The sequence below is a fragment of the Mycobacterium sp. 1245499.0 genome, from assembly GCF_001673615.1.
Taxonomy (GTDB): domain Bacteria; phylum Actinomycetota; class Actinomycetes; order Mycobacteriales; family Mycobacteriaceae; genus Mycobacterium; species Mycobacterium europaeum_A.
Map to the genome: position 1 here is coordinate 1 of NZ_LZMG01000146.1, position 13,466 is coordinate 13,466.

The following is a 13,466-nucleotide window of genomic DNA, read 5'->3' on the forward strand; positions in this document are numbered from 1 at the left end:
CTCACCGAAAACAACAGGTGTGGCGTCCGAGCGCCCAGGCCGTCGAGATATTCCTCGGCCGCGATCGCACCGCGGCAGGCGACGGCCCAGCCGTCGGTGCCCGAACCGGCCAATACCGCGCCGACGGTGGTGGCCGTGCCGTCCGTGCCCGTCACCGGAATCGTCGACAGATCGGCAGTAGCCGCGGGCAACGCCGCGACCGGCCCGGTGCCGCGCGAGATGATCGCGGTCGGCACGAAGTCTTCGACGTGCTGGAACGACCACCGCGCGTACGGCGCCGACAGCCAGTTGTCCAGTGCGATGCCGGCCGGGGCGCTCACGCGCGCGCGACGAGCCGAGAAACGATCGGCGCGGCCGGCGTCAAGGGTGTCGAGACGAACTTCGCCTTCATCCCCTTGACCCAGCGCTGGCAGCGCTCGCTGAGCCGATAGTCGTCCGTCTGCAGGTGTGAGCGAGTGACGAGCACGCCGAGTTGGGCGCCCTGCGAACGTAAGTCGCCGGGTGCGGCGACCCGCATGTAGAAGGCCTCGGAACCGTCGAGCAGCGTGGCCCAGTCGTTGGCGGTTCGCGAAAAGGAGACCCGGCCGTCGTCGTCGATCCGCCACACCCCGGTGCGTGGCGTCGCGGTGAAAAGCTCGATCTCCGGAGACGTCTCGGTGATGATCACCTGGCCCCAGACCTCGTCCTCGCCATAGCCCCGCTCCCAGCGCGAATTGATCTCCTCGATGTCGAGCTCGTACTCCACGTCCATGTACTCGAGCAGATGAAAGAGGAACAGCGGCATATCGGCATAGGCCTCGGTGGTGAGGTTGGTCATCGGGCTGGCACCGCTCAGCCGCGGATTCACCTCGCCGAGGTAGAGCTCGTCGGCGTCCAGATCGTGCAACAGGTCCACCTCGAAGTAGCCGCGGTAGCCCTCGCGCCGCATGACATCGCCGAGCTTTGCCACCATTTCTCGCGCGGCATGCGTCTGGGCGGGCGGCAACACCTCGCGCCAGATGTCGTTGCCACACCAGCTGCCCCGGCTCGGAGTCAGTTCCGAATAGCCGACGAGACTCGTCATCGCGGGGCCGACCACGGTGCCGTGCCGGGTCACGGCGCCCTCGAGGCACACCTCGACATTGCGGATCCGCTTCATCACCTTGAGGTCCTGCCCCACCAGATCCCCGGCGTGCTGGTCCCAGTCGCCCTGACCGTGCACGAAGAATGTCCCGCTGCCGGCGTTGCCGTAAGCGATCGAAATGACGAGGTCGTCTCCCAATCCGGCGTTTTGCGCGAGCGCCAGCAGGTCGTCGTAGGAGTGAGCCCGCCCGATCGTATTAGGCACGCTCGGCACCCCCGCCTCGTCGGCCAACCGCGTCATGACGATCTTGGAACCCAGGCGCTGGCGCAACTCGATCGGCGGATGCATGACATCGAGGCCCGCCGACCGCGCGAGTGCCTGAATTTCCTCGTTCAGCATGACAAAGCAGCACTTGGCGCCGGCACCTTTACCGGCGATGAACTCGACCGTCTCGGGATCGGACAGCAGATGGCTGCACACCTCGTCCATCGAGTCGAAATCGCGGCGGTCGCGCCGCCGGGGCACGAATACGCGCGAGTGTGTGCCCTCGAACGAGTCAAAGTAGGTGAGGTAGAAGAAGTTTCGTATCCACCGGTCAACGCCGAGCAGGTTGAACGGCGTGGGCGAGATGAAGAAGAGCGGCACCTTGTTCGTGTGGAAGAACGCGCGTATGTCCGACAGGCCGTTCAGCGTCCGGCGCTGCTGGGGCCACGTCACGTCGGTCGCGGTGACATCGAGGCCCGAACCCGGAGCCAGGGTGGTGGCGCGGCCAGACGCGGTGCGCTCGGCGTAACGCCGATGAAATGACATACCTGCATTCGACAAGTGTGCGCCCTGTCGGCGCCCGTGTCGAAGGGGGAACGGCGCCGAACGCCGATAGCCGGCCGGATGACACGCCTGGCCCCAAGGGCCGCGGCTGGCATTTATACCGTTGTCCCGCAATCGGTTTGAGTAACCCGGCGGGAATATCGGCCGATGTCGTTAGTCGGTAGCGCGGTCAGCCGGCGTTGACCCTGGCGGGCCCGAGATGGACTGGGAGGTGCTTGACTCCGTGCAGAAGGGTGCTGTCGTTGAGGGTCGGTTCGCCGGCGAGGGCGAGTTGGGGGAATCGTTCGAAGAGGGCGCGCAAGCCGATGTTCAATTCCATCCGGGCTAGCGGCGCACCGAGGCAGGCGTGCACACCGGTACCAAAGCCGATGTGGTCGCGGGCGTTGACCCTGGTGGTGTCGAATTCGTCGGGACGTTCGAAGATGGCTGGATCGCGGTTGGCACCGGCGATGCTGAGGAAGACGGTCGATCCCGCCCGGACGGTGTGGCCGTCGATCTGCAGCGTTTGGGTGGCCACCCGGGCGCCGAATTGGGCGACGGAGTGGTAGCGCAGCGTTTCTTCGACCGCGTTGGGCCAGCCCTCGGGGTGCGCTTGGAGGCCGGCCAGCTGGTCGGGGTGATCGACGAGCGCCGTGATGGCGTTACCGAAGGCGTGGGTGGTGGTGATGAAGCCGGCGCCGAGCAGGAGCCCCGCGAACATCTTGACTTCCAGCGCGGTGAGCTCGCTGTCCTGCAGCACCGCCGACAGGACGCTGTTATCGCCGCCGCTGCGGCGCAGCCGCTCGATATGTGCGTCGAGGTAACCTTCGAACTCGCGCAGGGCCGCGAGGGCGGTCTCGAAGTCGCGCCACGAGGGCACCGTGGTGGTGAGCAGCTTGGCGCCAGGATCGGCCATCGCGTAGAGATAAGGAATTTCATCGCGCGGAATTCCCAGCAACTCGGCGATGACCTCGATGGGAATTTGAGAGGCGTAGTTGGCGATCAGGTCGCAGCGAGCGTTGTCGTCGAGATCGGCGACCAAGGCGTCGACGATCTCTTGGATGCGATGACGCAGTCGATCGGTCGCCCGCGGGGTGAACGCCCGCGACACCAGGCGTCGGAGGCGCTCATGTTCGGGCGGATCAATGACCAGTAGAGACGGCGGTTCGAGGCCGTTCAGCACGCCCGGATTCGTTTTCGCAAACGCCCATTGGACGATACGAAACGGCGACCGATCGTGGGGTTTGGAGGTCCGAAACCTGTCATCCCGCAAGATCTCTCGGACAATCTGAGCATCGGCGGTGACCCAGCCGCCGATCACCTCCGACAGGCGCCCCCGTTGACGAATCTGCTCAATGAGCCGGTGCGCGTTGTTGGGCTGGTGGTTGTCGATCACCAGCCGGGCGAACGGGTCGCCTCGGCGAGCCAACAGCTTCAGCGTCGCGCGAGCCAGTCCGTACCCGAGCACCCAGTGCGACCGGGTTTTCAGAGCCATTTCCGTATTGTTCGCCCCTACCTTGCCGAATGGATAGAGGCGCGCGTCAAAGTCGCCGACGCTAGGAATCCCGGTGGTATTCGTCGTTCATCAGGACCTCGACGCCGCGCCAGCCCCAATACACGCGGTGGGCCTGAATCAAGCCGCTCTCGATCTCCATCACCTCGACGAAGTCCATTTGCTCACCGTCAGGCGTCGCGCGGGGATACTCCCAGGTCACCCGCCGACCGTCGGTGAAAAAGCCGGCCCGGTGATAAGCGCGCAGCTTCGGTGTGCGAGCCACCACCTCGGCGAGAAACGGCTGTAGCTGCGCGTGCCCCCGGCGGATTCCGTCCGTGCCGGTGATGTGGGCGACCAGCGGGCTTTCCAAGGTCGCATCGGTGGCATAACAGGCCAGCAGGGCGTCCAGGTCGTGAGCGGCCAGGGCGCTTTCCCAAGCCTGAACCACTGCCTCGATCGCGCCAGGCGGGGCTGTCGTGTTCGCGGTGTCGTCGGTGTCCATCGGCCCATCGTGATGCCGATTTGCTTCGGTGCCGCCCGAAATGTCCTCCACCTATCGTGGTGGCATGCCCAGCGATCCCGCACTCGAGGTCGCCGTCCGGGATGGCGGTGACGCCGATATCGGCAGTGTTGCCGCACTGATCGGCGAGCGTGCTCGGGCACGGGTATTGATGGCGTTGCTCGACGGGCGTGCGCTGCCCGCGAGCGTGCTGGCCACCGAAGCCGGAGTGGCCGCTTCGACGGCCAGCGAACACCTTGCCCAGCTGGTCCATGCCGGCCTGCTGACCGTGCATCGTCAAGGCCGCGCCCGCTACTTCCGTCTGGCCGGTCCACCCGTCGCCGAAGCCTTGGAGGCCCTCGCCCGAATCGCTGCGCCCGAGCCGATCCGCTCCCTGCGCCAAGGGACACGTGCGCACGCCCTGCGGCGCGCCCGCACCTGTTACAACCACCTCGCCGGGCGGTTGGGCGTTGCGATCATGAGCGCGATGCTCGACCGGGAGCTGATCGCCGGCGGCGACGGACGCCACCGTCCGGATGCCGCCGCAGCCGACCGGCTGTCGGCTCCGGGCGCAGACCTGACCTACCAGCTCACCGCCAGGGGACGAGAAACCCTCATCGCCTTGGGAATAGACCTGGCCCCTCTCGATCGCAGCAAGCCCATGATCCGCTACTGCGTGGACTGGTCCGAACAACGCCATCACCTCGCCGGCGCGCTCGGGTCCGCGCTTGCCCGACGCCTGTTCGATCTGGACTGGATCCGTCACATCAATCAACGCCGCGCGGTGATGCTCACCGACGCCGGGCGGCAAGGACTCAGCGACACCTTTGGCCTACCCGCTAACTGGGATTGACCGTTTAGCTGGTCAACCAGCGACCGAGCGCTCGAGAGCGACCAGGGAGGTAGCGAGGTAATCCTCGCCGAAGATGGGCATCTCGCCAACCCGGTCCCGGAAGGCCTGCGGCGTACCGCTCCAGTCGTACGTGAGGGTGACGTCGGTGCGATCACCGTTCGGCACAAGGTCATAACGCCAGAACCAGCCGCCCGGCGTGTGGTTGCCCGCGTCGTCGAGCAGCCCAGGCATCCAGGCAATGGTGCGGTCCCGCTCGAACACATGCACCAGGTTGTGCGTGACGTAGTCGCCGCCCGCGGCGGTGAGGTACATGTTCATCGAGAACATCTGTCCCGCGCCGGTGATCGGCGCGGTGTCCACGGCGTCGCGGACCCAATCCGTGGGCTCGATGTTCTGGTGGCGGGACGGGTCGGCGAGGACTGCGAAGATCGCGGCCGGGGTGGCAGCGATGGTGCGGATGACGACGAAACGTTCGGCGGCGCTCACGGTTTGGCCTCAGTCGTCGTGCATCCATACGCGGCCGCGATGGCGGGGGAGTCGAGCCACCCCGAGTAGGTGGGCCGCGACGGCCAACCTGGCGGCGAATCGAGCCATTCCTCTTGCCGGCCCCACGGCAGAATGTCGATTAGCCCGAACGAGTGACTGAGTTGCTCGGTGCCTCGCCCGTTCGTATGCCAGGTGCGATACACCGTGTCGGCGTCGCGCAGGAACACGTTCACGCCGAACCCGCCGCCGGGCGGCGCGTCCATGTCGGCGGCGAACGGGCTCTGCGATGACGAGTACCACTGCATCCGGTTGCCGACTCTCCGCTTGTAGGCCAGCGCTTCCTCGATCGGTCCATTGGTGACGATGACGAACCGGGCGTCGTAGTTCTCGAGGAATTCCAGTCGGGTGAATTGCGACGTGAAGCCGGTGCACCCGCTGCACTGCCATTCCGCGCCGTCGGCCCACATGTGGTGATAGACGATCAGCTGCGAGCGGCCGTCGAACACGTCGACCAGGCGGATGGGCCCGTCGGCACCCACCAGGGTGTAGTCGGGCAACTCGACCATGGGCAGCCGTCGCCGCTGGGCGGCGATCGCGTCCAGTTCGCGGGTGGCGGCCTTCTCGCGGTTGCGCAGTTCCTCCAGCGCGGCACGCCAGGTTTGGTGATCGACGACCGGCGGCAAGGCCGTGTGTTCGGGGGACATGGCTCCACCTTTGCTCTCGATTTGTCCGTCCGAAAGGTCTGACCGGTCCTGTGTCCGGAATTCATCGGCACGCCTCCGACGCCGCTGTCCTTGACCCAATCGGTGCATCGCATGTCCGCTAGCGCCGGCGCTAGCGGACATGACACCCGCCAATGGGGGCGCCCGGCCGTTGCCGTAGCGCAGAAGACGCTATTGACCTGCATGCCTGGGCTGGGTTCGATTAGTGAATAGTCACGAGGGGAGGTCCCCATGAGGACATTCATTCGCCAAGCTGTCGTCATCGTCATGCTGGCGTTCGCGTCGATGGCAGCCGTGACGGTGTTGACGCCGGCGGTGAGCAAGGCCGACTGCGCCGACGGCGAGTGGTGGGACCCGACCGGCAAGGTCTGCCGACCGCTCGGGGTCGGGCCGCAACCCTTGGCGTGCGACCCGGGCCAGTGGTGGGACCCGACGGCCAACGTGTGCCGCCCCTTGGGTGTCGGGCCGCAACCGCTCGCATGCGACAACGGCTGGTGGTGGGATCCGGGCGCCAACGAATGCCGTCCGCCGGCCGGCTAGTACCCAGGCGTGGATTCTGAGACACCCAGCGGATCGGCCCCGGCTTCAGCGATTCAGTAGAGCCGCGTACTGACGTTCCAGTGCCTTGGCCGCACCGCCATACCAGCTCGGCGAGACCGACTGCGACATCGGATCGGGGAAGATTTCTTCGGCCCCTTGCTCGACCCCGTCGAGGATGGCGCGCGCCACGGAATCTGCTGGCGACTTGGGTATGTCGAGGCCCCGGGTCATGTCCGTGTCCACCGGGCCGGTCAGGACCGCGTGAACGCTGACACCCTGTCCTGCGAGAAGAACTCGCAGAGACTGAGTGAAGTTGAATGCGGCCGCCTTGGAAATCGAATAGGCCGGAATCAGTGGCAGTGGCGCGAGCGCGTTCACCGAAAGATTGTTCACGATGGCGCCCCGAGACCGAATCAGCAACGGCAGCAAGGCCTGAGTGAGGTCGGAGCTGCCGAAGAGATTGACGGCGAGGTGTTGTTGAAGCACCGCGCGATCACTCAGGTCGTCGTAGAGTGCCACGCCGGCGTTGTTCACGAGAATGTCGAGAGATTCGAGTTGTTGCGCGGCCTGCTCGATCTGCGCGGCGTCGGTCACGTCCAGGCTCAAGGCGGTGACCCGCGGATCCGGATGGGTCGCCGGCCGTCGGGTGCCGGCGTACACGTGTTTGGCGTCTCGCCGCAGCGCCTCCTACCAGGGCCTTACCGATGCCCCGATTCGCGCCGGTCACCAGCACGGTCTTCCCAGCGATGGTCATACATCCTCCTAGACAACCGAAGTTTGAAGCGGTCGAAGATGTAGATCCCGCGTTGAGCAGAAAATAAGCGGGGGTTATGCGCCTGTGTCAGGGCTCGGTCGGCGGATGGGCCGGCACCGGTACATCACGGCGTTCCTGAACACATGAACGGAAACCCGCACCACGGCTTGCGCGTCGCCTCCGGAGGCGGGGGACCGCCCTCCCAGATCCCGGGGGCGGCGTTTCCATGCCCCCAGACGACGCCGTACCAGGTGTGGCACTGACTGGCGTCCCAGTTGACTTGCGTCCCCGGGCATCCGCGCCCGGTCTGCGGGTGCAGCCCGGTCTTTTGGTCTTCGGGGCAACAGGTGTACGGCCCGCTCGCACCCGGCGGCACCGGCCCGTCTTCGGGTGCCAAGCCATGCGTCTGCGGCACCGGCCCCGGCTGGGCCTGTGCGGTGCCGAGGGCGAGCCCCAGTCCGGCCACCACGACACCGCACGACAACAGCGCCGCGCCTACGACTTTCCTCGCAATTTCGTTGATGGCCACAGCAGTGCCCTTTCGCTGGTATCGGAAATTCAACGCCGAAACTCGCGAAATTTTTGCGCTTTCGCGTGGCTACCGATCCCAAAAAGGGTCAGCGCGTCACACGCCGGCCGCAACCAGTGCCGACGACGTCCGCATCTCATGCCGCAACGCGGTGAAGTCCGTGATCGTCTTGGTGGTCACGGTCGCCACCGGGCGCGAGTTGCGGCCGGTGGCTTCGCGCGTGGACACCATCACCACACTGTCGATGTACGGCTGGATGGTCGTGGCATTCTGCACGGTCGCCACGATGACGAGCTGGAAACCGAATTTGCGGAAGGCCTGCAATGCCTGCTGAGCGAATTGTGGGTCGGACTTGGAAAACGCCTCATCGAGCATGAGCTGAGCGAAAACCGGCTTGTTGTCCGCACTTTCAGGATTCGCCAGGTTGAAGCTCAACGCCCCCGCCAAACAGAACGCCATCAGCTTCTCCTGCTCACCCCCGGAGTTGTCACCGGCGTTGCTGTGCGTGCGGATCAGCTCATCGCTACTGACATCCCACTCGGCGCAGTCGAAGGTGAAGCGGTTGCGGACGTCCAGGGCGTCGCGGGTCCACGCCTTGTCTTCGGGAGCCGTCGAGGCCAATCGATTACGCAGGCGCAGGATGTCGGCGTACTGGTCCAGGATGGCCTGCTTGTCGCCGAGGCCCACCTCGGCGATGCGCCGCGAGATGGCCCGGACGATCTCGGTGAGCTCGGCGACCGCGGTCAGGCTGCGCGCGGTGGCGCGCAGGGTGAGCCGGGTGCCCCGGTTGAACTCCACCGCGCCCAGCCCGGTGTTCACGCGTTCGATCTGCTCGCTGATCCGCCGAGCCTCCTGTTCGGCGACCCGGTGCAGGGTCAGGATGGCGTCGGGTGCCTGCTCGGTCACCAGCCGCATCATTCGCTCGTAGGCCTCGGGCAGTTCACGCTCGTCGATGTGACGGCACAGCGCGACGTAATCGTGCACGCGCTCGTCGAAGACGTCGCTGTCGTTGGGGATGGCGTCGGGGAAGGCGGTGTCGAACGTGTTGAGGATCCGCGCGAGCTCATCGTATGAGCGCCTGCGGCTTTCGCGCAGCTGCTCGCGTTCCCGCCGGATGGCGGTGAACAGCGCGTCGCGGTGCGGTTCGGGGTTGAGCATGTCCAGCGCGACGGGCAGGTCGGCGGCGTAGCGGTTCAACAGATCGGTCAGCGGCTCGGAGACGAAAGCCGGAGCAAGCCGGTCGGAAAGCTCGAGCAACTGGGTGCGGCGACCGTCGAGGTCGTCGCGGCGGGTCTGGATCGCGCCGCGACGGGTCATCACGGTCTGGATCTGCTCCCAGCACTCCTCGGCCCGCGCGGTGAGCGCCTCGATATCGGGGTTGTCGGCCAGCAGCAGCTCGAACTGCTCGCGCAGCCGGTCGGCGTGCCCGTCGGCGGTCTCGGTGTCGATATGGGTCCACTGCTCGTACTGATCACAGATCGCCTTGAACGCCGCGGCCCGGTCCCGCCACTGCTGGCGTTCGGCGGCGATGTCGTCGGCGACGCTGCGGGCGCGTCGATACGCCTCTTCGGCGTTGGCCAGATCCACGGTCAGCGCGTCGACCTTGGCGGCGACATCGCCTTGGTAGATGTAGTCGGCCTGCTTGAGCGGTCGGCGGTCGTCCTTGATGGCCAGGCGTTCGGAGTCCTTGTACAGGCCGGTGTCGGTGACGGCGCGCCGAAAGCGGGGGAACACGTCGGGGGTGTCGACGCAGATGTGATCGCCGGCGGCGGCGATGACGTCGGCGGCCTCGGCGGCGCAGTCGTGGGTGGGGTCGACGACGAACAGCTTGCCGGCCAACGTGTTCGGCTCCGCCTCGGTGATCTGCGCGCCGATGAACCTGGCGCGGACGTGATGCAGCTGCAGCCGACCACCCATGTTGGTTTCGTTGACGAACCGCAGCACCGCCGCGTAGTGGCTGTCGGACACGAGCAGCCGCAGACCAACGCCGCGCAGCACCTTCTCGACGGCGACGCGCCAGCGGCTGTGTTCGGGTCGTAGATCCATCAGCTCTGCGATATAGGGCAGCTCACCGGGGTGGATACCGACTGCGGCGCAGATGTTTTCACGCATCGTCAGGGCGAACTCCGGCAGCGCCGACCCGACGCGCTCGACGCGTTTGAGTTCCTTGGCCGCGTCGTCGCGGGCGATGCGGGCAACCTTCTGGGCGTACTCGGCATCGGTCGAGGCTTCGCGGCCGCGGTCCAGTTTTGCCAGTAGCTCGGTGGCGCGGGTGGTGAGTTCCTCACGCAGGTTCCAGAATTCGTCCGCGGTTTCCGGGACGTCGAGGCCGTGCGCGGTGAGCAGGGCTTCATAGGCGGTCCGCCGCCGCGACACCTGCTCGGCGTGCGCCTCGGCCGCGGCCACCTGCGACTGCAGCGGACCCGGGCTGGTGCTGGATCCGCTGATCTGCGCGTTGAGCGAATCACCCTCGGCCTTGGCCAGATTGAGCTGGCGGGTGACGTCCTCATATTCGTTGCCGAGCTGATCGATGGTGGCGTCGAGCGATTCGATCTGCGCGGGGCACTGCGCCAGCCGGACGTGATCGGTGTAGGCGCGGACCATCGGTTGGTCGACGAGATCGATGATGCCCAGGTCGGAGGACTCCGAGGCGTAGCGCTGCTGGATCTTCTCGATGTCGCCGAGGATCTTGCGTTTGCGTTGCGCGACGGCCAGCAGTTCGCGGGCGTCCACCAGGGGGTCGATCTGCTTGAGCGCCTCGGGCAGCCGGGTCTGGCTGGCCGGCTCGTCGAGCATGAACTCCCGGACGAACTGTTCAAGCCCACCAACACTTTTCAGCGATTTGGCCCTGCCGAGCAACTGCTGCGCGGCGTCGGACGCCCGGATGCCGATGGTCGCATACAACTGGGCGAGGTATTGCGACTCCACCTTGGTGGAGAACCGCCAATCGTCTTTGAACACCGCCGCGTCGAAGCGTCCCGCGGCCCAGCGGTTGCAGACGTTCTCGATGTCGCGGTCGCCGTCGGCCAGCACGAACCGGCTCGAGGAGTCCGATCGCGATTCACCGGTGAGCCATTTGAGCACCAGGCCGGTGACAGTGCGTCCGGTGTTGCTGCGGTAGGTGACGGCAACCGCCGACCAGGCGGTGCCGTCGCCGCGCAGATACATGACCTTGCTGCTGCCGGCGTCGCTGCGCTGGCCCCAGGCGCCGCGGACGTATTTGTCGACGGTGCGCCGGCCGGCGCTCGACCCGGCGGCGGTGTTATCGCCGGAGGCGTTGAAGTTGCGGCGGTTGAAGGGCAGGAAGCCGAGCGAAATGGCATCCAGGAGTGAGGATTTGCCGCTGCCGGAGGCGCCGGCGATCAGCGCGCCGCCTGCACTGAATCGGATGGAGTGGTACCCGTCGAAGACACCCCAGTTGATGACCTGCAGGCGCGCCAGGTGGAACTGTTCAGTCATCCTCGGGTCCCTCCTCGTCGCCTTGCCCCCGTTCCTGGGGGACCCCGCCGCCCAGGAGAATCTCGAACTGCTGCTGCAGCTCGGCGATCACCGAGGCCGTCATGACGGCGTTGATGACCGGGCTGACCGTGTAGCTGTCCTCGTCGTCGCGCGTCTTGCGCAGGATTTCCAGCGACGCCAGCCGGGCGATGGCGCCGTCGATGCGCGCGGCGAAGGTGACGGCGTCGCGGTCGACGTCGTTGAGGACCCCGGAGAACAGCCCGTGCATTTCCTCGCGGCTGATCACGACGGCCTGATCACCGGAGGCGCGCATCATCTGCGCCAGGTGCAGCGCCAAGATGGAATCGTAGGTGCCCAGCGGCTCACGGCGCAAAAGCTTTACGCCGCGGGCGGATTCGTAGCGGGCCTGCTCGACGAACGCGACCCCGTCGGTTTCGAAAGTGCCCTCGACGACGCGCAGCAACAGATCTAGTTCCGAGAGTCTGACGGACAGTTGGGCGCGGTATTCCTGCACCCACGTGTAGATGTCGCGGTCGGCCTCGGCGCTGATGTAGCGGCGGGTCAGCAGCTGTTGTAGCGCCCAGCAGGCCCGGTCGGGCAGCTCGGATACGTCGCCGTCGAACCGGGGCCGGCGCTGGTGCGGGATGCGCGCGGTCTGGTCGACCTGGGGGAGTGCGGAGAATCCGCTGTAGTCGACGGTTTCTTCGACGGTCACGCAGTGGCTCCCAGCAGACTGGACACCGGCTCGGTGAACATCAAGGACGGCACCTCCATCTCGCGGTCGCGCCCGTCCAGGGATTGAAAGCGGACGGTGACCGATTCGGAAACCTGTTCGGATTCCGGTTGCTTGAGCGCCCACGACCACAACACGATGACGTGGCCCAAATAGGCCGAATCGAGCATGGCGACCGCATCCGGCAGCGACAGCTTGGCCCCGGAGCTGATTGCGGTGTTGATCATCTCAGACATCGCGGGCGCGTCGACCTGCGTGGTGAGTGCGGCGAAGCTGGCGAGGTCGACCTCACCCTCGGCGGCCTGAGCCGGCTTCGGATTGGACAGGTCACCGATCCGGAAGCTCAGCGCCCCAACCGAACTGAACGCGTGGCGGGCCAACGGAAGTTCGATGTCCAGGCGGGAATCGGTCAGCGAAGCCTTCAGCAGGTTGCGCGCGGCGCCGATGGCCTCGTTGAGCTGACGGGCCACGCCGCGGCTCTGCTCGAGGGTGCCGAATGCGGTGAACCGTTTGACCCGCTGCGCGCAGCGCTGTTGAATGCGTTCCACTTCATCGATCTGGTGACCGACGAGTTCGAAAAAGCCGGCCATCACCTTGCGTAGAGCGGGATCGAGGGCCGGCAGGGCTTGGGCGACCGCGGCGACGTCGGCTTCGAACTCGGCGCGTTGATCCGGGTCGTTGATCATCCGCAGGAAGGCACGGTGCGAGTCGCGGCCCCGCGAGTCCCACGCGGTCTCGTAGTCGGCGTACATGCGACGCTGACGGTCACGGTATTCGACGTTGCTGTCGATCGGCTCGTCAAGGGCCGCGGTGGCCCGTTCGATCATCGTCCCGTACTGGCCGATGTCGGTGATCAGGCGTTCCATCTGCAGGGCGATGGCGTGGGCTTCGTCGTAGGCGTCGGTGAGGTCGACGTCGTGACTGGCCTCAGCCGAAGCGGCACCTTGCTCCAGGGCGTCGAGTTCGGCTTGCAGAGCGGCGATTTCGGCTTCGATGCCGGCGCGGATGCGGGCGGGGTCGTTGCCGACCCGCAACGCGATCTGCTTGAGCCGCGACGCGATGCCGTTGATCGAGCCGCCGGTGGCGATGGTGTCCTGACGGCGCATGCCCCGCAGAAAGTCGAGCGCGCGGCGCGCCTCCTGGGTCAGATAGCACAGGTTGCGTTCGAGCCCGGAGCGCTGGTCGGCTACCCGGTGTAGCCAGCCCTGGCTGGCCCACGACTTGATCAGGGCCAGGCCGGACTGCTCACCCGACTGGTCGAGTTCGGCCAGGTCGCGCTCGAGGCGGATGACCAGGTCGGTCTCGGCGACCACGCCGCCACTGAGCTGGCGTTCCATCAGGGTCGCATAGAGGTTGAGGTTCAACGTGGCCAGCAGGCGGACGGTCGGCGAGGCCTGAAGGCCGCGGTTGGACTCGAGCAGGTCGGCAGGCGACAGCGTTGTGTCGTCGTCCAGCACGCGCCCTCCGTCTCGATCAGTCATGTCTCGAACGCTCCAAGATATGGCACGGTGGCGACAATCGGCGTT

General features: G+C 66.3%; 12 protein-coding genes and 1 pseudogene. 2 read left to right on the top strand and 11 right to left on the bottom strand.

All coding sequences use genetic code 11. From position 1 onward, the window contains the following. From A5646_RS07230 to A5646_RS07245, 4 genes and pseudogenes are all read right to left on the bottom strand, one after another. Positions 1 to 320 (bottom strand): annotated as a pseudogene (locus A5646_RS07230) (hydrolase); the annotation flags it as partial. Next, on the bottom strand, positions 317 to 1,873 hold the full coding sequence (locus tag A5646_RS07235; RefSeq protein ID WP_231998257.1) for a biotin carboxylase: 1,557 nt from the start codon (positions 1,871 to 1,873) through the stop codon (positions 317 to 319). The gene A5646_RS07235 and the pseudogene A5646_RS07230, both read right to left, overlap by 4 nt. 187 nt (positions 1,874 to 2,060) lie before the next feature. Continuing rightward, positions 2,061 to 3,365: a cytochrome P450 gene (locus tag A5646_RS07240; RefSeq protein ID WP_067020856.1), complete on the bottom strand. Its 1,305-nt coding sequence runs from the start codon at positions 3,363 to 3,365 to the stop codon at positions 2,061 to 2,063. A 61-nt stretch (positions 3,366 to 3,426) separates the two neighbouring features. Further along, complete coding sequence (locus A5646_RS07245; RefSeq protein WP_067020922.1) at positions 3,427 to 3,867, bottom strand: nuclear transport factor 2 family protein; 441 nt, start codon at positions 3,865 to 3,867, stop codon at positions 3,427 to 3,429. A 64-nt stretch (positions 3,868 to 3,931) separates the two neighbouring features. Here A5646_RS07245 and A5646_RS07250 point away from each other — a divergent pair, with 64 nt between their 5' ends. Beyond that, on the top strand, positions 3,932 to 4,717 hold the full coding sequence (locus tag A5646_RS07250) for a helix-turn-helix transcriptional regulator (protein WP_067020858.1): 786 nt from the start codon (positions 3,932 to 3,934) through the stop codon (positions 4,715 to 4,717). Between the two features lie 12 nt (positions 4,718 to 4,729). On the opposite strand, the gene A5646_RS07255 is transcribed toward A5646_RS07250, so the two are convergent. Then, positions 4,730 to 5,203 carry an ATPase gene (locus A5646_RS07255; protein WP_067020865.1) on the bottom strand — a complete coding sequence of 158 codons (474 nt, stop codon included), beginning with the start codon at positions 5,201 to 5,203 and terminating at the stop codon, positions 4,730 to 4,732. Continuing rightward, a complete protein-coding gene (locus A5646_RS07260; RefSeq protein WP_066873235.1) occupies positions 5,200 to 5,907 on the bottom strand; it encodes a DUF899 family protein in 708 nt (235 codons plus the stop codon). The genes A5646_RS07255 and A5646_RS07260 overlap by 4 nt, the downstream gene beginning before the upstream one ends. 249 nt (positions 5,908 to 6,156) lie before the next feature. On the opposite strand from A5646_RS07260, the gene A5646_RS07265 reads away from it, so the two are divergent. Further along, entirely contained in the window at positions 6,157 to 6,465 is a 309-nt protein-coding gene (locus tag A5646_RS07265; protein WP_066873232.1) for a hypothetical protein, read from the top strand. A gap of 45 nt (positions 6,466 to 6,510) precedes the next feature. On the opposite strand, the gene A5646_RS07270 is transcribed toward A5646_RS07265, so the two are convergent. The 5 genes from A5646_RS07270 to A5646_RS07285 form a co-directional block, all read right to left on the bottom strand. Next, on the bottom strand, positions 6,511 to 7,125 hold the full coding sequence (locus A5646_RS07270; RefSeq protein ID WP_231998258.1) for an SDR family NAD(P)-dependent oxidoreductase: 615 nt from the start codon (positions 7,123 to 7,125) through the stop codon (positions 6,511 to 6,513). A gap of 218 nt (positions 7,126 to 7,343) precedes the next feature. Then, a complete protein-coding gene (locus A5646_RS28820; RefSeq protein WP_156749135.1) occupies positions 7,344 to 7,748 on the bottom strand; it encodes a hypothetical protein in 405 nt (134 codons plus the stop codon). A gap of 96 nt (positions 7,749 to 7,844) precedes the next feature. Then, on the bottom strand, positions 7,845 to 11,207 hold the full coding sequence (locus A5646_RS07275) for an ATP-binding protein (RefSeq protein WP_067020867.1): 3,363 nt from the start codon (positions 11,205 to 11,207) through the stop codon (positions 7,845 to 7,847). Continuing rightward, positions 11,200 to 11,922 carry a DUF4194 domain-containing protein gene (locus tag A5646_RS07280; protein ID WP_067020869.1) on the bottom strand — a complete coding sequence of 241 codons (723 nt, stop codon included), beginning with the start codon at positions 11,920 to 11,922 and terminating at the stop codon, positions 11,200 to 11,202. Before A5646_RS07280 ends, A5646_RS07275 begins: the two co-directional genes overlap by 8 nt. Beyond that, complete coding sequence (locus A5646_RS07285; RefSeq protein WP_067020871.1) at positions 11,919 to 13,421, bottom strand: DUF3375 domain-containing protein; 1,503 nt, start codon at positions 13,419 to 13,421, stop codon at positions 11,919 to 11,921. Before A5646_RS07285 ends, A5646_RS07280 begins: the two co-directional genes overlap by 4 nt. Positions 13,422 to 13,466: the final 45 nt, after the last annotated feature.

What these genes read in the sequence shown, in the direction of transcription:
- A5646_RS07235 (WP_231998257.1), bottom strand. Translation starts at nt 1,873, where the DNA reads ATGTCATTTCATCGGCGTTACGCCGAGCGCACCGCGTCTGGCCGCGCC.
- A5646_RS07240 (WP_067020856.1), bottom strand. Translation starts at nt 3,365, where the DNA reads ATGGCTCTGAAAACCCGGTCGCACTGGGTGCTCGGGTACGGACTGGCT.
- A5646_RS07245 (WP_067020922.1), bottom strand. Translation starts at nt 3,867, where the DNA reads ATGGACACCGACGACACCGCGAACACGACAGCCCCGCCTGGCGCGATC.
- A5646_RS07250 (WP_067020858.1), top strand. Translation starts at nt 3,932, where the DNA reads ATGCCCAGCGATCCCGCACTCGAGGTCGCCGTCCGGGATGGCGGTGAC.
- A5646_RS07260 (WP_066873235.1), bottom strand. Translation starts at nt 5,907, where the DNA reads ATGTCCCCCGAACACACGGCCTTGCCGCCGGTCGTCGATCACCAAACC.
- A5646_RS07265 (WP_066873232.1), top strand. Translation starts at nt 6,157, where the DNA reads ATGAGGACATTCATTCGCCAAGCTGTCGTCATCGTCATGCTGGCGTTC.
- A5646_RS07275 (WP_067020867.1), bottom strand. Translation starts at nt 11,207, where the DNA reads ATGACTGAACAGTTCCACCTGGCGCGCCTGCAGGTCATCAACTGGGGT.
- A5646_RS07285 (WP_067020871.1), bottom strand. Translation starts at nt 13,421, where the DNA reads ATGACTGATCGAGACGGAGGGCGCGTGCTGGACGACGACACAACGCTG.